This window comes from Pseudomonas sp. Sample_22, from assembly GCF_004307635.1.
Taxonomy (GTDB): Bacteria; Pseudomonadota; Gammaproteobacteria; order Pseudomonadales; family Pseudomonadaceae; genus Aquipseudomonas.
Window position 1 is genome coordinate 232,761 of record NZ_RCNY01000022.1, and the last position, 18,431, is coordinate 251,191.

At 57.8% G+C, this 18,431-nt stretch carries 11 protein-coding genes; 10 read left to right on the forward strand and 1 reads right to left on the reverse strand.

All coding sequences use genetic code 11. The features are described 5' to 3' along the window. The first annotated feature begins 63 nt into the window (after window positions 1-63). From D8U73_RS06065 to D8U73_RS06080, 4 genes are all read left to right on the forward strand, one after another. Complete coding sequence (locus D8U73_RS06065) at window positions 64-675, forward strand: trimeric intracellular cation channel family protein (protein WP_056852365.1); 612 nt, start codon at window positions 64-66, stop codon at window positions 673-675. A 221-nt stretch (window positions 676-896) separates the two neighbouring features. Further along, on the forward strand, window positions 897-4,700 hold the full coding sequence (locus D8U73_RS06070) for a DUF6543 domain-containing protein (RefSeq protein WP_241668496.1): 3,804 nt from the start codon (window positions 897-899) through the stop codon (window positions 4,698-4,700). Window positions 4,701-4,891: 191 nt separating this feature from the next. Next, window positions 4,892-5,860, forward strand: coding sequence for a hypothetical protein (locus D8U73_RS06075; protein ID WP_130903965.1), 969 nt, complete (start codon window positions 4,892-4,894; stop codon window positions 5,858-5,860). 4 nt (window positions 5,861-5,864) lie between these two features. Beyond that, window positions 5,865-10,619, forward strand: coding sequence for an RHS repeat-associated core domain-containing protein (locus D8U73_RS06080; protein WP_130903966.1), 4,755 nt, complete (start codon window positions 5,865-5,867; stop codon window positions 10,617-10,619). Window positions 10,620-10,676: 57 nt separating this feature from the next. Here D8U73_RS06080 and queG read toward each other — a convergent pair whose 3' ends face one another. Next, entirely contained in the window at window positions 10,677-11,747 is a 1,071-nt protein-coding gene (gene queG / locus D8U73_RS06085; RefSeq protein WP_130903967.1) for a tRNA epoxyqueuosine(34) reductase QueG, read from the reverse strand. 63 nt (window positions 11,748-11,810) lie between these two features. Between queG and D8U73_RS06090 the strand changes: the two genes are divergently transcribed. The 6 genes from D8U73_RS06090 to hfq all read left to right on the forward strand — a co-directional run bounded on the left by D8U73_RS06090 (window position 11,811) and on the right by hfq (window position 18,431). Continuing rightward, on the forward strand, window positions 11,811-13,310 hold the full coding sequence (locus D8U73_RS06090) for an NAD(P)H-hydrate dehydratase (protein ID WP_130903968.1): 1,500 nt from the start codon (window positions 11,811-11,813) through the stop codon (window positions 13,308-13,310). After that, the gene (tsaE, locus tag D8U73_RS06095; protein WP_056852371.1) at window positions 13,298-13,768 is read left to right on the forward strand and encodes a tRNA (adenosine(37)-N6)-threonylcarbamoyltransferase complex ATPase subunit type 1 TsaE; all 471 of its coding nucleotides are present in this window, start codon (window positions 13,298-13,300) and stop codon (window positions 13,766-13,768) included. Before D8U73_RS06090 ends, tsaE begins: the two co-directional genes overlap by 13 nt. Then, entirely contained in the window at window positions 13,769-15,199 is a 1,431-nt protein-coding gene (locus tag D8U73_RS06100) for an N-acetylmuramoyl-L-alanine amidase (protein WP_130903969.1), read from the forward strand. A gap of 8 nt (window positions 15,200-15,207) precedes the next feature. Further along, complete coding sequence (gene mutL / locus D8U73_RS06105; protein WP_177435515.1) at window positions 15,208-17,106, forward strand: DNA mismatch repair endonuclease MutL; 1,899 nt, start codon at window positions 15,208-15,210, stop codon at window positions 17,104-17,106. After that, window positions 17,106-18,077: a tRNA (adenosine(37)-N6)-dimethylallyltransferase MiaA gene (gene miaA, locus D8U73_RS06110; protein ID WP_130903971.1), complete on the forward strand. Its 972-nt coding sequence runs from the start codon at window positions 17,106-17,108 to the stop codon at window positions 18,075-18,077. Before mutL ends, miaA begins: the two co-directional genes overlap by 1 nt. Before the next feature lie 93 nt (window positions 18,078-18,170). Next, window positions 18,171-18,431, forward strand: a complete 261-nt coding sequence (gene hfq, locus D8U73_RS06115) for an RNA chaperone Hfq (protein ID WP_007902656.1) — start codon at window positions 18,171-18,173, stop codon at window positions 18,429-18,431.

The following is an 18,431-nucleotide window of genomic DNA, read 5'->3' on the forward strand; positions in this document are numbered from 1 at the left end:
CGCCCTCTTTTGATGCCTCGGCGAAGTGCGTAGACTGCGCGCCTTTTTGCAAGGACCGCCACCATGTTGCTGATGCTCTACCTGATCGCCATCACCGCCGAAGCCATGACTGGTGCATTGTCCGCGGGGCGTCGTGGCATGGATTGGTTTGGCGTGGTCCTGATCGCCTGCGTCACGGCGCTGGGTGGCGGTTCGGTACGTGACGTGCTGCTCGGCCACTACCCGCTGACCTGGGTCAAGCACCCGGAATACCTGGTGCTGACGTCCATCGCGGCGATGTTCACCGTGTTTGCCGCCCGCTGGATGCGCCACCTGCGCTCGCTGTTTCTGGTGCTCGATGCCGTGGGGCTGGTGGCGTTCACCCTGATCGGCTGCATGACCGCCCTGGAAATGGGCCACGGCATGCTGGTGGCCTCGGTCAGTGGCGTGATCACCGGGGTTTTCGGCGGCATCCTGCGGGACATTTTCTGCAACGACATCCCGCTGATCTTCCGTCGCGAACTGTACGCCAGCGTCTCTTTCGCGGCGGCGTGGTGCTACATGTTCTGTCTTTACCTGAACTTGCCGGGAGAGCAGGCGATTCTGATCACGTTGTTTGGCGGCTTTTTGCTGCGCTTGCTGGCGATACGTTTTCACTGGGAAATGCCCAAGTTCGTTTATAACGACGAACAGTAAGTTTCAGTGAAACGTGAGCACGCTGTAAAAGGGTGAGTGCGGTAACTATGTAGCCTTTTGTGAGTGGGCAGTTCAATAAGCTACGGTTTTACGTCGGCTTATAGGCTACCCGTATGTTTGAAACTTCCGCACAGCAACGCCCTTACAACCCTCACCAACAATTCATTGAAGAAAGAATTCCCGACTGGCTGACTCGCGCTTCGCCAGACAGGCGCCTGGCGTTGAAGCGCACCCCGGTGGCGATTCCTCAATGGTACAAGACCGCCTCGGCGGCTTCTCACGCGGCGCTGGCGCTAGCCATCAAGGCCAGTTGGGTATCGCAAAACAAGGTTGATCGGCTGTTCGAGTCGCTGGCAAATGTCCGTCAGTTTGCTGAACCCCTGCTTCGACAGGCACTGAAAGAACGCTTCGCCATTGAAGTGGATGTCACCCGCACCTACTTGAGGCTCTATCTGCCGACCGGCATTTTAGTGGGCTATCAAGTCAGGACCGTTTCCTTGCTGGATGCAGCGTTGCGCAACTTTGAGGCAAAGGAAGCAGGCATCCGCTACTTTGATTCAGCTTCCTGTTTTATCAGCGAGCCCAGCATGTCCGGGCAATTTGATGTGCTCGCCATTAATCAACGCATGAGTGTCAGCGCTTTTGTTTCGATGTGTCGTGAACTGGACATCGGCGGCCAGTACACCCAGCAACTGGAAACGTTGTTATTGCCCAAGGATGCTCTGGCCAGGGCAGTGCTGGAACTCAATGTAAAGACCAGCCAGAAAGATGCGTTCAGGGCTGCGATACTCCTGGCCCGCATGAAAGGGGATATCGGCCTGCACTCTCACGCGTCCTTGTTGCATCTGCTCGATGGCGGCGCCAGGCCTGCCCTGGGTGCCCGGGTTTTGCAGTGCTACCAATTGCAGGTCATGGAGGCGAAGCTGACCGGGATCATGCTGCTGGCCGGTGATCTGGACCGTGCTACCAGAGTGGAACCGGTGCTCGTGTACATCCCCGACGATCCGCAGCATCCGCTCAAAGAGTACCCGTCGACGGCTGCTTTCAGGGCAGATTTGGCACAGCGGTTGCGTTCTGCGCACTACCAGCGTTTTTTTGCCCGGTTCGTCGCTCATGAACGGCGAGGCTATTTTTTTGCCGCGCTCAATGATCCTTCTACCGTAATGAAGTGGAGTTCGCGCCGGGTACAGGGTGATCCATGGACAGAGTTGTACCAGGATAAGCTCAACAAGATTCTCAATGATGCCCGCGCCATTGCCGTGCCTTGCGCAGACACCGACCGCAACTCTCGCTGGGAAACCTGGGACAGCCTGGAAAAGGTCGCCTCGATCGTATTGCAGGTCGCGGCCCTGGTGGCGGTCCCCTTTGTGCCGTTTCTGGGCGAATTGATGTTGGCGTACACCGCCTACCAATTGTTGGACGAGACCTGTACCGGCATTCTGGATTGGACCGAAGGTCAGGTGGTCGAGGCGGCTGATCACTTGATGGCCATCGCTGAAAATCTCGCGCAACTGGGCGCATTCGCGGTGGGCGGCGCGGTGGCCGGGAAAGTGCTGGCTATCAAGCCTTCGACCTTTGTCGACAGTCTCAAGCCCGTCGTGCTGGAAGATGGACGCACGCGCTTGTGGAACCCTGATCTGACGCCTTATGAGTTCGCTGCCTCGTTGCCTGCCGATTCGATGCCGGACGAACTGGGTTTGCATCACCACGGCGCAGCGATGTTCCTGCCGCTTGAGGGCAGCCTGTACGAGGTTCGCACCGAGCCGGGCGAAAGTGCCTGGCGCGTCCGTCACCCGCAGCGGGCGAACGCCTACCGGCCACGACTGACTCACAACGGCGCCGGGGCCTGGGCGCATGAAGTCGAGCGTCCGATGGAATGGCAAGGCGCACAGTTGTTTCGTCGTTTGGGTCATTCAGTCGCTGACTTCTCTGACGTCACCGCCCGGCGCATCCTGGACGTCAGCGGCGTCGATGAAGCCGTGCTGCGTGACATGCACGTACACGCCCGGCGCCCACCGGCCTTGCTTGAAGAAAGCATTCGGCGCTTCGGGCTTGATGAGCAAATCAAAGTATTCCGTGCGCAACTGCAAAGCCCGGATCCGGCGGTGTACACCAAAGCTGATCCCCAGATGCAGTCACTACTGCTGCAAGCGCAAGGTGTCCGTGTACCTGAGAGCCTGCGCAACGCCAATGGAATTCAAGGCATCGTTGAGTCACTGGACGAGGCGACGCTGAAAAAACTGCTGGGTGAAAGTACGGCGTTTGGTGATTCATTACCGGCGATCGACGTTCGAAAAGCGCGGTTGCGTTCGAGGATGGCCGATTGGGCCGAGGAGCATCGTGGCGCCTTGTTCCAGGCGCGCGAAGACGCCTTCGAACAGCGCGCTGACGCAGACACGCAGCAACTACGGCGGATCTTCCCCGATCTGCCGAAAACGATCGCTCAAGAGCTGTCGCGTAATGCCAGTGCAACTGATCGCCTGCACATGCGCAATCATCCTGGAATAACTCAACGAATGGCGCACGAAGCGCTTTTCTATTTGCGAGAGGTGCGACTCAGCCGGGCTTGCGAAGGACTTTACCTGGATTCTGTCAGCAGCTTGGACAGCGACCGGCTGGCGCTGCACATGCTCGAAACATTGAACGGGTGGTCCGCCGATGTCCGCATCGAGATGCGTGATAAACGTTTTGATGGGGCGTTGCTGGACAGCATCGGTCGCCCTGAAGCTCCGCTGCGTAAAGTGCTGGTCAGGCAGGGCGGGCGCTACCAGGCACACGATAATGTCGGTGAGCAATTGCATGGGTTCGACACGCTGTATGGCGCGGTGATGCACGCGCTTCCCGACACGCAACGTCTTTCGTTGGGGTTGCCCCATGTGGGGCAGTGGGCCGAACTGAAACAAATGCTCAGACGACAACCACTGCTGGATCGTGCTCTGGTGCGCGCATTGTTCAAGCAGCCAGCGCTGGGGCCTGCCGTCCGATCGCCCATGGGGCTTGCCGTGGGGCGTTCTGGTTACTTGTTGGGTGGCGGGGATCTCGATCCCGCGCAGACGCAATCCATCGAACAACGGCTTCGAGCCCTGTATCCAACGCTTTCTGAAGAGCAGATGGCGGCCTTGCGTAGTGAGCGATTGACCGGGGACCCACTGCTGGCTGTTGCCAGGCTGGAAAACGAACACATTACGCTGGTCAATGAGCTGGAGGTGTGGAGTGCTGATGTGCCGTCCATTCATCCTGGCACCGGAGCGCTACTGACAGATGCTGAAATTGCCATTCAACGTCAGCACAGACAGGGTTTCATGCAGGCATTGCTGGACACGGCGACCCGTTACATCACGACGCTTGAGTTTGAATTGGACTTTCTGGGTGTACTGCCCGAATTGTCGGCCGATTTCAGTCATGTTCGAGAGTTGTCGCTGAGCAGTTCCTCCCGAACGGGAGGCCATGCATTTTTCGCCAGCTTCCCGGGAGTTCGGTACCTGACATTGTCTGGCTTGGCCCTTGAGGCTTTTCCCGTCGAGCTTTATCAGATGCGCGAGCTTGTTTCGTTGACGCTCGATGATTGTGATATCCGGCTCACCGAAGCCACTGTCGAAGGTTTGGCGCACATCGAAGGCTTGACGCTTCTGGATCTGGAAAACAACCCACTGGAATGGGCGCCCCATGTTGGCTACATGAAGCAATTGGACAGTCTCTACTTGAAGAATACGGGGTTGACCACGGTCCCTTACGGAATGTTCTCACTTGAGAGCCTGGCTTTCGTCGACCTGACGTTCAATGAAATAACAATGCTGCCTGACGAGTTGTTCGAAGTTTCTGATACGCGCGATGCAAACTACAACTTTCGAAATAATCCTTTGAGTGATTTGAGTAAGCAGCAGGTTGCCGACTATATGGAAAATGCCGGTGCCGACAGAAAATTACTGATTCAAGTGGATGATGAGTTTGGCGCTGAACAGGCTGAAGACACAGAGTCCGAAGCGGAGGACAGCGGAGTGGAGAGCGCTGGAGATGATGATTGAGTCGTTTTCGGTTGGGCAATTATGCGTGAGTGGTATGTCGAGAATTAAATTGTTTTGCGTTATACATATTTTGAATGTTTTTTTGAATGGGATGGGCTTCTGATTCTTGTTATTTGTTGAGTCAGGCAGGTCGCGCAACATTGGAGGCAATGTTCGAGGCTGTGACTGTAATCAATAGTAGAGTGAGTCGCATGAGTTCTGTAGCCGAAGTAACAGGTTTCACACGTTTCAATGTAAGTTTTGATGCGCCGTCATCGACGCAATCAAAGAGTCTGTACGCCAATGGAAATATGCAGGTCCGAATATTGGTTACGCTCAGGGGTAAAGACAAAGACGGAAAGTCGGTGCCCTTGACTCCCTCGATTTACCACACCGTTCGGCTCATCAATTACCGTACGGGCGAGGTGTTGCAGGGAAATTGGCAAGTCAGCGATCGACCTAATCAGTTTTGGTACGCGATGTCGGGTTCAGATGCAGCCCCAGCACCGCTGGAAAGTGTCGAACCTGACATTACGGTGCTTGAGTATTGGGTCTCTTCATCGGTGGTGGATACGGTGCACATAGGTGCGGCGGTTATTTTGAACGACAGAATAATTCGGACCAATAACACAACGGTGGGCGACAAACACGACAGCAGTGTCATGCTGGTCGCTGAGGCGCCTGTCACGTACGCCATTGAAGATTTCAAGTTGGAACGGGTGCGAAGCGAAGGCCGATGGAGCCACGAAATTTTTCATTGCTATCTGGGTTTGTATCCAGGAGGTCGTCAACTCAGGCTGGTGGACTGGTCGGCAGCTGACGATGGTCATCATCACAGGCTGACCAGGAGTGTGTTTGAGGCCTATGGCGGGTTTATTGACAATGACTATCGCTGGTATGTGAGTTGTAAACTGGCGGCGGTGAAAGATAAGGAAGTCTTCCTGGTGCTTCCACCCGAAAAGGGTGAACGAATCGACGAAGTTTACTATGTAAAGGTTAATGACAGAGACGGTGAACTGTCCATCGTTCGTGGCGTGGGCGAGTCTTTTTCTTCCGATACTTACGTGAGAAAGGAGACTTTCAATTTTACCGCTTATGACGTGTATGGGACGGCGCATAAGTTGCGAGTACGGCCGGATTTTGATAAGCGGCCGGCTGACTTCATTTTGGAGCGGGGTTAATTTAATGCAAGCTCAGCAAATGAATTCCTTGTACTCCAATGCATTTAATTTCAACAGTTTTCTCCAGGGGGGCGTTGACCCCAGAACCGGGATTTACACCTTTTCATTATCTTTGGGAGAAATAACCTCTGTAAGCGCAATGGGGCTGTCGTTGGATGTCGTACTTCAGTTTAATCCGTTGAATGTGGTTAATGTCGGTTTTGGAACAGGGTGGTCAATCGCGTTGTCTCGTTATGACACATTGAACAAAATCATGACGTTGTCAACAGGGGAACGCTATAAGGCAACAGAACTCGAGTCGAGCTTGATATTCGCAGAGCAAAAACTTAATACTGTAAAAGTGACCAGGCCCGATGTCGATCACTTTCATTTACTCAATATAAACGGGACACGGGAAACCCTGAAAATTCATGAGGAAAGCGGCAGTGCCATACCCGTGCAGATCATGGCAGCCAACGGCGCAAGTATCTTCCTCCGATATGTCACTTATAACGAACAGCCAGTCCTGAGCGAGGTGAGAGACGAGCAACGTTTATTATTGAAAGTTGCCGCCAGTGACAATCAGGTCACGCTCACTCAGTACCCGGGTACAGTAGCCGAAACACGCATTACCTTGTTTCTGACAGACGAACGCATTTCAACCATTCGCTTGCCGACAGGCGAAGAATGGACGCTGCAATACGAAATCATTGGTGGTCTCGGTTGTCTCACTCAAGTCGATTCACCGCGGGGTGCGCGGGAGGTCATCGGCTATACCGAGGATGGGCATTTGCTTCCACCCTTGGCGCCTATGCATTCGATGCCCTGCGTCAGCTCGCATAAGGTATACCCGCAGTACGGTCAGCCAGCCATCCTGACTGAGTATGCGTTCTCGGACGCCAACTTTTTGGGTTTTGGGGGCGAGTTCAGTTGGTCCGAGGAGGGTGACAATCTGGATGCCGCCGCCTCCGACTATGTTTATACATCGACTGAAAACCTGATGCTGGACGGTCAGATTCATCATTCGACATTACGGACCTACAACAGATTTCACCTACTGCAGTCCCAGACCACAACGTGCGCTGATGCAGTGACGTCAGATCTGATGGAATACCCTCTGGAGCCCGGAAAGAGCATCGCCGGGCAGCCACCGCAATTCCGCTTGCCGCGCGCGATGACGCGACGTTACAAGAACTCGAAGACTGGTCATTCTCGCGACGAAGTCACCCTTACGGAGTTCGACAGTTTCGGTAATTTGATCAAGCAGGTCGAGCCCAGCGGTGTGACCACTGTTTCCGAGTTTTATCCGGTCACAGGGGCGGATGGGTGCCCAGCCGACACTTCAGGTTTCATTCGTTATGTTAAACAGCGGACAGTTATTCCGGCATCGAGCGATGTTGCGGCCAGCACGACGGTCACGCGTTTTCGCTACGCGCTCCACAAGGGCCTCAATGGTTCGCAATGCTCCATGATCCTGCCTGTTGAGGAAAAGCTTTATGAGCTGGCCGATAAGAGTGAAACGTTGCGTTCAAGCTGCATTCTGACTTATTTCGACACGCCGCAAGACTCGACGCGTCATGGACTCTTGAGTCACCGCACGCTTGAAATGAACGGCCTCAAGACTTGTTCCGAACATCAGTACAGCATTGCTCAGGATATTTTGACGCTGGGTATCACCACCGTCGGATTTGATGGTGCCAGCACGACTTCATTGCAGACATTTTCCGCGCTGAACGGAATGAAACGCTCCGAACGAAGCGAAGACGATGGCGTTACCCGTTTCAAATACGACAGCATTGGACGGATCCTCAGCACGACCGTATCGGCAGGTACGCCAAATGCAGCGACGAGCCATACGGTTTACCAGGCAGCCAGCCACGAAGCGCCGGCGACGATGCATTCAACCGATCTGGCAGGCGTTTTACAAACGACTGCCTACGACGGACTCGGTCGCATCATCGGGATTGAAGAGCAGGATTGCGATAGCCCTGACAAAGCAGCCATAGCCCATGCGCGCGTTATCTTCGCCGCGCGCCACGACGGTCTCGGACGACTGATAGAGCAAACGCACACCGATTGGTGGGAGGAGGTCGCCCGGCCGATGACAACCACTTTTGAGTACGATGACTGGGGGCAGGTCAAAACCACGATCCATCCTGACGGGCGCAAAGAGCATCGCACTTACGATCCGGTTACACGTACCGAGACATATTGGTTCGAGGGCATGGGCAAATCCATCACCCGCTTCAATGATTTCGGAAAACCGGACACTGTCGAGGCTTTCGACCGCAAAGAGCAAAGCCTGGGCAAGATCGTTCATGGTTATGACGGATGGGGCCGAGCGGTCAGTCAGACGGATGCGGTTGGCAACAGAACGACGTTTGGTTACGACGTGTTCAATAGACTGTGCCGAAGCGAGTTGCCGGACGGACATGTCGTGGAAACCGAGTTCGCAATCCACAGCCCCGAGACGCTGCCCACCCGGATGAAAATGTCTGGTCAAAGCCTTGGGCAGCAAACGTTCGATGGGCTGGGCCGTTTGACTGCAAGCACCATCGGTGGGCGCACGTGCAGTGCCGGCTACGAGGGAGGCTCCGGGCAGCCGACGTGGCAGAAAAGCGCCAGTGGTGAGCGAGTCGAGTTTGATTACGCACGCGATTTCGGTGGGCGATTGCTGCAACGCAAGGCGACCGGTTCAGTCGCCAATTACACCTACAGCCCGTCGCACGGACAGCCTACGAGCTGCATAGAGCAGGGGCGTGAAACCCGTTTCGAGTATTACCCTTCCGGCCGACTCAAGAATGAGATCACTGTCGGCGCCCAACTCCAGACGGCCTCTTATACCTACTCATTCGGCGGGCGACCCCTGACCTATACCGATGTGCTGGGCAATCAACACAAAACCGGCTACGACGATTGGGGGAGAGCCGTATCATTTGAGCAGGGGGCGCTCAAAGCAGACTTGGTCTATGGCGCATTGGGCTTGTTGGAGCGCATAGATTCACAGGACAGGCAAACCGGACGCTCCCTGGAGACTCGTTTGACTTACGACGATTTGGGGCGAGAAACATCGCGCACGTTTGTGATCGACGGGATCGCCGCGCAAACCCAGGCATTGAGTTACTCCCTGGATGGAAAGCTGGCGCAGAAGGTGCTCAGCAGCGGTGAAACGGTGTTGCGCGACGAGCACTTCACTTACGATCAGCGCGGCCGGCTCAGTGGCTACACCTGTGACGGATCGCAGCGACCACGCGATCCTTATGGCAAAGAGATCGTCAGTCAGCACTATGTGTTCGATGCGCTGGACAACATTGTCACTGTACGTACCGAGTTTCCCGGTGGCGACAACCTGGCGACGTTTACCTATAGCGCTGTTGATCCGAGCCAACTGATCGAGGTGCGCCATTCCCACACCGATTATCCCGCCCTCGTCACACTGGAATATGACGCCGACGGCCAAATGATCAAGGATGACCTGGCGCGTTCGCTCAGCTACGACCCGCTTGGCCGGTTAACGCGAATCGCCACCGCGACAGGCGCTGTGATCCGCGATTATCACTACGACGCGCGCGATCGCCTGGTTGAGCTGTCTGGACCGGCGGGCACTCTTGCACAGCGCTTCTATCACGAAGGGCGCGTCATCAATGAGATCAATGGCAGCGACTTGCGTACCTGTTGGCGTCAGTCCGGCCTGCTGCTGGGTGAGCGGCGATCGGACGTTGGCGTTCAGCAGGTCGTTACAGACCTGCAACAAAGCGTATTGACCATCGTATCGGATACGCAGCGTAGCGAAATTGCCTACAGTCCCTACGGATTTCGTCCTGCGGAGGGCGGGGTGTTCAGCCTGGCAGGGTTCAATGGTGAGCAACTCGATCCGCTGACCGGCCTGTACCTGTTGGGCAACGGGTATCGAGCCTACAGCCCGACATTGATGCGCTTTCTCAGTCCGGACAACCTGAGCCCGTTTGGTGCCGGAGGACTGAATCCTTACGCCTACTGCCTCGGCGACCCGATCAATCGGGTTGATCCGACCGGACACGTTTCCTGGCAGTCTGGTTTGGGGATTGGTCTTTCGATAGTTAGCATCGCGGCAAGCATCCTGACCTTTGGCGCCACCACACCGCTGGCGATCGCCAGCCTGACATTAGCGTTGGCTTCGGGAGTCACGGGCATCGCGAGTGCAGTTGCACACGAAGTAGCGCCGCAATCGGAGTTGGGTGACATCCTTGGCTATGTGAGTCTGGGGCTGGGTGTGGCATCTGCTGTAGCGGGTGCCGGGGCTACGCTTCAGGGGGCCAGCAAGGTCGCTGGAAAGCTCAGGGCACCGTTGAGTGGTGACCCCGCACGGGCCGCACGGGCGATGAAAAACGGGATGAGCGGCAGAGCGAAGGCAGGATCATCCGCCGGGATCGAGAGGGCTGGGTCAACCACCCAGGCCACAGAGGCGGCTGCTGCAAGGTGGACATACACGACGCCGCGCAATCTTCCGGGTTTTGAAAAGTTGGAGGGTTCGTCTCTCGCTCGTTTCTTCCAGTTCAAAAACCTAATCAGGGATAAAGGGTTGTCGCCGGAAGATGCCGCTATGGAAGTCGGCAAACACACCAAGTTCAACGAGATGATCAAGTTCGACGTAAGAAAGGCTGATCCTAAAACGAAAATCAACAATTCAGGGTATACCGAAATCAGACTCAATGCAGGACTGCGACTGTTGTTCACCGCCAACAGGGACACACGAGTTGTGACGCTTCACAAGATCAGCCATACAATAAAGGGTGCTTAAAGCGTCGGATAGGGCAGGAGATTGATGTGCCACAGCCCCGGCAGGTTTCTGTTTACGCTAAGCGCTGCGAGAGAGGTGCTGACGCAACGCCCACTCCACATGCTCCCTGACCATTTCCGACGGATACTCCCGTCGCGCCTTCAACGCTTCCAGCACCGGAATCGTTGAAGGCGCATTCCCCAGCCCCACTGCCAGATTGCGCAGCCAACTTTCGTAACCGGCGCGCCGCAACGGCGAGCCTTCGGTGCTGCTGAGAAACTTGTCCTCGTCCCACATGAACAATTCGGCCAGTTCAGTGTTGTCCAGGTTGTGCCGTGGCTTGAAGTCGCTTTCCCCGGACGGACGGGCGAAGCGGTTCCACGGGCAAACGATCTGGCAGTCGTCGCAACCGAACACCCGGTTGCCGATCAACGGCCGCAGTTCTTCGGCAATCGCACCCTTGAGTTCAATGGTCAGGTAGGAAATACAGCGCCGGGCATCCAGCACATAGGGGCCGACGAAGGCATTGGTCGGGCAGATGTCGAGGCACGCGGTGCAGCGGCCGCAGTGTTCGGTGGCGTGGGGCGAGTCCACCGGCAGCGGCAAGTCGACGAACAGTTCCGCGAGGAAAAAATAGCTGCCGGCCTTGCGATTCAGGACCAGGGTGTTTTTGCCGATCCAGCCCAGGCCGGCTTGCTCCGCGATGGCTTTTTCCAGCACCGGGGCGCTGTCGACAAAGGCGCGGTAGCCGAAGGGGCCGATGACGGCTTGAATCTTTTCTGCCAGTTGTTGCACGCGCTTGCGAATTAATTTGTGGTAATCGCGGCCCAAGGCATAACGCGAGACATAAGCTTTTTCCGGTTGGGCCAGCACTTTCGCCATTTGCGTGTCGCCGGCCAGGTAGTCCATGCGCAGCGACACCACGCGCAAAGTGCCCGGCACCAGTTCTTCCGGGTGCGAACGTTTGCTGCCGTGGGCACCCATGTAGTCCATTTCGCCGTGATAGCCGGCTTCGAGCCAGCGCTGCAGATGTTGCTCATGCTCGGCCAGGTCGAGGCCACTGATGCCGACTTGCTGAAAGCCCAGCTCACGACCCCAATCCTTGATGGATTGGGCGAGGGCGGGCAGATCTGTAGTAATAGCGGGCATGAGGCGAGAGAAACCGGAGCTGAGGTGCGTATAATTCTGCCAGACATCGGAGCCCGAAGACGCATGCCGCACACTAAAGATGAATTACCCGACGCGCTGTACAGCGCCGCCCAGGTGCGAGCACTCGATGCGAGCCTGATCGCGGCCGGCACCAGGGGCTTCGAATTGATGCAGCGCGCGGCCCGGGCCACCTGGCGTGCAATGGTCCGCCAATGGCCGGCAGCAAGCGAGTTAAGCGTATTGGCTGGCCATGGCAATAATGCTGGCGACGGCTATCTGGTGGCGGTTCTGGCTCGACGTGCCGGATGGACCGTGCGGGTGCTGGCGGTGGGCGATCCGCAGCGTTTGCAGGGCGATGCGGCATTGGCACATGCCGAGGCTGTATCTGAAAAAGTCTTCATTGAACACTGGGCAGCCGGGTCCGAGTTGCGCGGCATTGTACTGGACGCCTTGCTGGGCACGGGTTTGACCGGCGAAGTGCGCGAGCCATACCGCAGCGCTATCGGTGCGATCAATGCCGTCGAGCTGCCCGTGGTGGCGGTGGATATTCCATCCGGGTTGTGCGCGGATACCGGTCGCATTCTGGGGGATGCAGTGCGAGCCGACCTGACGGTCACGTTCATTGGTTTGAAACTGGGATTGTTCACGGGCGATGCGGCGGACGTGGTGGGCGAGCTGGTTTTCAATGATCTGCACGCCGACCCGCAGTTGCTTGAGGGGGCACCGATCAGTGCCCGTCGCTTGTTAGCCAACAATCTTCCGCGTCTGGCCTCCCGCGCACCGGCTTCCCATAAAGGCAAGTTCGGCCATGTACTGCTGATCGGTGGTGATCGCGGTTTCGGCGGCGCGATCCTGCTGAGTGCGCAAAGTGCACTGCGCAGCGGCGCCGGCATGGTTTCGGTGGCGACCCGCAGCGAACATGTACCCGCCGCGCTGGCCAGAATCCCCGAAGCGATGGTTTTGGGCGCCTCATCAGCCAATCAGTTAATGGGTTTGCTTCAAAAAGTTTCCGTGCTGGTTGTCGGGCCGGGACTTGGGCAGGCTGGCTGGGGGCGCAGCTTGTTGTCCGCCGCCGCCAACGCGCCGTTACCGCAAGTCTGGGACGCCGATGCGCTGAACCTGCTGGCCGAGGCGCGTGTGGTGTTGCCCAAGGATTGCGTCATCACCCCGCATCCGGGTGAGGCGGCACGCTTGTTGGGGATCAGCACGGCGCAGGTTCAGGCGGATCGTCCTGCAGCAGCCCATGCATTGAGCAAAAAATATACAGCCGTGGTTGTGCTCAAAGGCGCCGGCAGTTTGATCGCCAGCCCCGACGGGCGGTTGGCCGTGTGCCATCAGGGGCACCCGGCAATGGCCACCGCCGGTTTGGGCGATGTGTTGGCCGGGCTGGTCGGCGCGTTGCTGGCTCAGGGCATGGCAGCGTTCGACGCAGCTTGCCTGGCGGTCTGGCTGCACGCCAATGCCGGTGCGCAACAGGGTAAATTCGGCCGTGGGCTGGCGGCCAGTGATCTGATACCAGCCATTCGTCAGTTGTTGGAGGAGCAAGCACCGTGTCTGAAGTAACCCTGTACCTGGCTGATGAAGAAGCGATGACCGCGTTTGGCGCGCGTATCGCTCAGACGACTCAAGGGCACGGTCTGATTTTTCTCGAGGGTAATCTCGGCATGGGTAAAACCACGCTGTCGCGGGGCATCATCCGTGGCCTGGGCCATGTCGGGGCGGTGAAAAGTCCGACGTTCACCCTGGTCGAGCCTTACGAGATCGGTGACATTCGCGCCTTCCATTTCGACCTGTATCGACTGGTCGACCCCGAAGAGCTGGAATTCCTTGGTATCCGCGACTACTTCGAAGATGACGCCCTGTGTCTGATCGAATGGCCCGATAAAGGTGCAGGCTTTTTGCCAAAGCCCGACCTGACCATTACCATTAGCCCGCAAGACAGCGGACGTTCGCTGACAATTTTATCCCAGGGTTCGCGTGGCGAAGCCTGGTGTGCCGCTTTGGCATTGGAATCCAAATAGATGATGGGGTTAGGTATGCGCTTTCGCGCGTTGGTTGCTGCCGTAGGGATGTTGTTTTTGGCGGTGACCGTCGACGCTGTGGCCGAATCGAAGGTCAACAGTGTTCGCCTGTGGCGGGCGCCGGACAACACGCGGCTGGTGTTTGACCTGACGGGTCCCGTACAGCACAGCGTCTTCACCCTGTCTGCTCCCGATCGCCTGGTCATCGACATCAATGGCGCCAGCCTTGGCGCGCCGCTGAACGTCAACACCTCGAATACGCCGATCACTGCCATGCGCTCGGCCCAGCGTACGCCGACCGACCTGCGGGTGGTCATCGATCTGAAAAAGGCCGTCACGCCAAAAAGCTTCTCCCTGGCCCCGAATGCCCAGTACGGCAACCGACTGGTGGTCGACCTGTTCGACAACCCGGCCGATGCCGCGCCGCCGCCAGCGCCAACGCCTTCGGTCGCCACGGTGCCTGCCGTGCCGGTCACGCCGACCGAGCCTGCAATCAAATTGCCGCCAGCCCCGGCCGGCAAACGCGACATCATTGTAGTGATCGACGCCGGTCACGGTGGCGAAGACCCGGGGGCTTCCGGCTCTCGCGGTCAGCGTGAAAAAGACGTGGTGTTGCAGATTGCCCGCGAAACCCAACGCCAGGTCAACGGCATAAAAGGCTTCCGCGCCGAACTGACCCGCACTGGCGACTATTTCATCCCCTTGCGCGGGCGTACTGAAATCGCCCGCAAGAAGGGCGCCGATCTGTTCGTTTCGATCCACGCCGACGCCGCGCCTTCGGCCGCTGCGTTCGGTGCATCGGTATTCGCTTTGTCTGATCGCGGAGCGACCTCCGAGACCGCACGTTGGCTGGCAGACAGCGAAAACCGTTCCGACCTGATCGGCGGTGCCGGCAACGTCAGCCTTGATGACAAGGACCGCATGCTCGCCGGCGTGCTGCTCGATCTGTCGATGACCGCTTCCCTGACGTCCAGCCTGAACGTCGGGCAGAAAGTCTTGAGCAACATCGGCCGGGTTACGCCATTGCACAAACAACGCGTGGAACAAGCCGGGTTCATGGTGTTGAAGTCGCCGGACATTCCGTCGATCCTGGTGGAAACCGGGTTTATCTCCAACGCCAACGAAGCCTCGAAACTCGCGGCATCGAGCCACCAGCAAGCGCTGGCACGTTCCATCAGCAGCGGCGTGCGCCAGTTCTTCCAGCAAAATCCGCCACCGGGCACTTACATTGCCTGGCTGCGTGACTCGGGCAAGATCGCTCAAGGTCCGCGTGATCACCGGGTAAACCCGGGCGAAACGCTGGCGATGATCGCCGTGCGCTATCAGGTGTCGCCTGCTGCTGTGCGCAATGCGAACAATCTGTCGAACGATGAGCTGAAGGTCGGTCAGCACCTGACCATTCCGGGCAATGACCTGGCGGCCAAAGAATGAACCAGGTCGTGAACAATAGCGCTCGCATCGAGCTGCTCAGCCCGCGGCTGGCGAACCAGATTGCCGCCGGTGAGGTGGTGGAGCGTCCGGCGTCGGTGATCAAGGAGCTGCTGGAAAACAGCCTCGACTCCGGCGCCAAACGAATCGATGTCGATGTCGAACAGGGCGGCGTCAAACTGCTGCGGGTGCGCGACGACGGCAGCGGGATTTCCGCCGACGACCTGCCGCTGGCGCTGGCGCGTCACGCCACCAGCAAGATTCGCAACCTGGAAGACCTCGAGCAGGTGATGAGCCTGGGCTTTCGTGGTGAGGCACTGGCGTCGATCAGCTCTGTGGCGCGCCTGACCCTGACGTCCCGCACCCGCGATGCCGATCAGGCCTGGCAGGTGGAAACCGAAGGCCGCGACATGGCGCCTCGCGTGCAGCCCGCCGCTCATCCAGTGGGCACCTCAGTGGAAGTGCGCGACCTGTTTTTCAACACCCCGGCGCGGCGCAAGTTTCTCAAAACCGAAAAAACCGAGTTCGATCACCTGCAAGAAGTGATCAGGCGTCTGGCGCTGGCGCGTTTCGACGTGGCGTTCCATTTGCGGCACAACGGTAAAACCATTCTCAGCCTGCATGAGGCCCACGATGACGCGGCCCGTGCCCGGCGCGTGGCGGCCATCTGCGGGCCGGGGTTCCTGGAGCAGGCGCTGCCGATCGAAATCGAGCGCAATGGTCTGCACCTGTGGGGCTGGGTCGGTTTGCCGACCTTCAACCGTAGCCAGGCGGATTTGCAGTATTTCTTCGTCAACGGTCGTGCGGTGCGCGACAAACTGGTGGCTCACGCGGTGCGCCAGGCTTATCGCGACGTGCTGTTCAACGGCCGGCATCCGACATTCGTGCTGTTTTTCGAGGTTGATCCGACAGGTGTCGACGTCAACGTGCACCCGACCAAACACGAAGTGCGTTTCCGCGAAGGGCGCATGGTCCACGATTTCCTCTACGGTACTTTGCACCGTGCCTTGGGCGATGTGCGGCCGGACGACCATCTGGCGGCGCCGGTGGCGACGGCCATCGTCCGGCCGACCGGTCTGGATGCCGGAGAATTCGGTCCCCAGGGCGAAATGCGCCTGGCCGCCAATGCACTGCTTGAGCAACCGCAGGCTCAGCCTTCGTTCAATACGCCTGCCGGTTCAGGCGCTGGCGCCGGTTACCAGTATCAATACACGCCACGTCCGCAGTCCGGTGTACCCGTGGCTGAAGCGCAAGCGGCCTATCGCGAGTTTTTCGCTCCGCTGCCCGAGGCCAATGCCGTCGCGCTGCCCGCGGGGCAGGATGATATTCCGCCGTTGGGTTACGCGCTGGCGCAGCTTAAGGGCATCTACATTCTTTCGGAAAATGCCCAAGGCCTGGTGCTGGTGGACATGCATGCCGCTCACGAACGGATCATGTACGAGCGCTTGAAGGTTGCGATGGCCAGCGAAGGCCTGAGCGGCCAACCGCTGCTGGTGCCGGAATCGCTGGCAGTCAGCCAGCGTGAAGCCGATTGTGCTGAAGAACATGTCTCCTGGTTCCAGCGTCTGGGCTTTGAATTGCAGCGTCTTGGCCCGGAAACCCTGGCCATTCGGCAGATTCCGGCACTGCTCAAGCAGGCGGAAGCCAACCGCCTGGTCGCTGATGTATTGGCTGACCTGATGGAGTACGGCACCAGCGATCGCATTCAGGCGCACATCAACGAACTGCTGGGGACCATGGCTTGTCATGGCGCGGTTCGTGCGAATCGGCGTCTGGCCCTGCCGGAAATGAACGGTCTGCTGCGTGACATGGAAAACACCGAACGCAGCGGTCAATGTAACCATGGCCGACCGACCTGGACCCAACTGGGCCTGGACGATCTGGACAAACTGTTCTTGCGCGGTCGTTGATGAGCCAGCTCCCACCTGCGATTTTCCTGATGGGCCCGACCGCCGCCGGCAAGACCGACCTGGCCATCGAACTCACCAAGGTCCTGCCTTGCGAACTGATAAGCGTCGATTCGGCGCTGGTCTATCGTGGCATGGACATCGGCACCGCCAAGCCGTCGAAAGAGCTGTTGGCAGAGTTTCCGCACCGTTTGATCGATATTCTCGACCCGGCCGAGAGCTATTCGGCCGCGGATTTTCGCCGTGACGCCCTCGAAGCCATGGCCGATATCACTGCGCGGGGAAAAATTCCGCTGTTGGTAGGCGGCACGATGCTCTACTACAAGGCTTTGCTCGAAGGGCTGGCAGAAATGCCGGCGGCTGATCCCGACGTCCGCGCGCAAATCGAGGAAGAGGCTGCACGCCTTGGCTGGCAAGCCCTGCACGACCAGTTGGCAGTGATTGATCCGGTGTCCGCGGCGCGAATTCATCCGAACGATCCGCAACGCTTGAGTCGAGCACTGGAAGTTTATCGCGTGAGCGGTCAAAGCATGACTGCACTACGCTTGCAACAATCTGCGCAAAGTACTGAAGCAGCCGCTTCGGGACGGCAACAATTGCCCTATACTGTCGCGAACTTGGCCATTGCTCCGGCAAATCGTCAGGTACTGCACGAGCGAATTAAACAAAGATTCACTTTAATGTTGGAACAGGGATTCATTGACGAGGTCGTAGCCCTGCGCAAGAGAAGTGACCTGCATGCCGGGTTGCCGTCTATACGTGCAGTAGGCTACCGCCAGGTCTGGGACTACCTGGATGGCAAGCTGACGTCAGCCGAGATGCAGGAGCGTGGAATCATTGCCACGCGCCAGTTGGCGAAACGCCAGTTCACATGGCTGCGCAGTTGGGCTGATTTACACTGGCTGGACAGCCTGGATTGCGACAATCTGCCGCGCGCCTTGAAATACCTGGGGACCATCTCCATATTGAGCTGAGTCCTTGCAATTGCCGTCTATCCTTGGGGGTGTGACGGCCAAAGCCATCTGTTTACCTATTTTTTATATTGAATCCTTAAAGGAGTGCGGCACATGTCAAAAGGGCATTCGCTACAAGACCCTTACTTGAATACTTTACGTAAAGAGAAAGTTGGGGTGTCCATCTACCTGGTCAACGGTATCAAACTGCAAGGCACGATCGAGTCGTTCGACCAGTTCGTCATCCTGCTGAAAAACACCGTCAGCCAAATGGTTTACAAACACGCTATCTCTACAGTGGTGCCGGTTCGTCCAATTCGTCTGCCTAGCGCAACCGAATCCGAAGCAGGTGACGCTGAGCCAGGTAACGCCTGA

Coding starts and splice junctions, on each gene's coding strand:
- D8U73_RS06080 (WP_130903966.1), top strand. CDS start 5,865: ATGCAAGCTCAGCAAATGAATTCCTTGTACTCCAATGCATTTAATTTC.
- D8U73_RS06065 (WP_056852365.1), top strand. CDS start 64: ATGTTGCTGATGCTCTACCTGATCGCCATCACCGCCGAAGCCATGACT.
- miaA (WP_130903971.1), top strand. CDS start 17,106: ATGAGCCAGCTCCCACCTGCGATTTTCCTGATGGGCCCGACCGCCGCC.
- D8U73_RS06100 (WP_130903969.1), top strand. CDS start 13,769: ATGATGGGGTTAGGTATGCGCTTTCGCGCGTTGGTTGCTGCCGTAGGG.
- D8U73_RS06090 (WP_130903968.1), top strand. CDS start 11,811: ATGCCGCACACTAAAGATGAATTACCCGACGCGCTGTACAGCGCCGCC.
- queG (WP_130903967.1), bottom strand. CDS start 11,747: ATGCCCGCTATTACTACAGATCTGCCCGCCCTCGCCCAATCCATCAAG.
- D8U73_RS06075 (WP_130903965.1), top strand. CDS start 4,892: ATGAGTTCTGTAGCCGAAGTAACAGGTTTCACACGTTTCAATGTAAGT.
- hfq (WP_007902656.1), top strand. CDS start 18,171: ATGTCAAAAGGGCATTCGCTACAAGACCCTTACTTGAATACTTTACGT.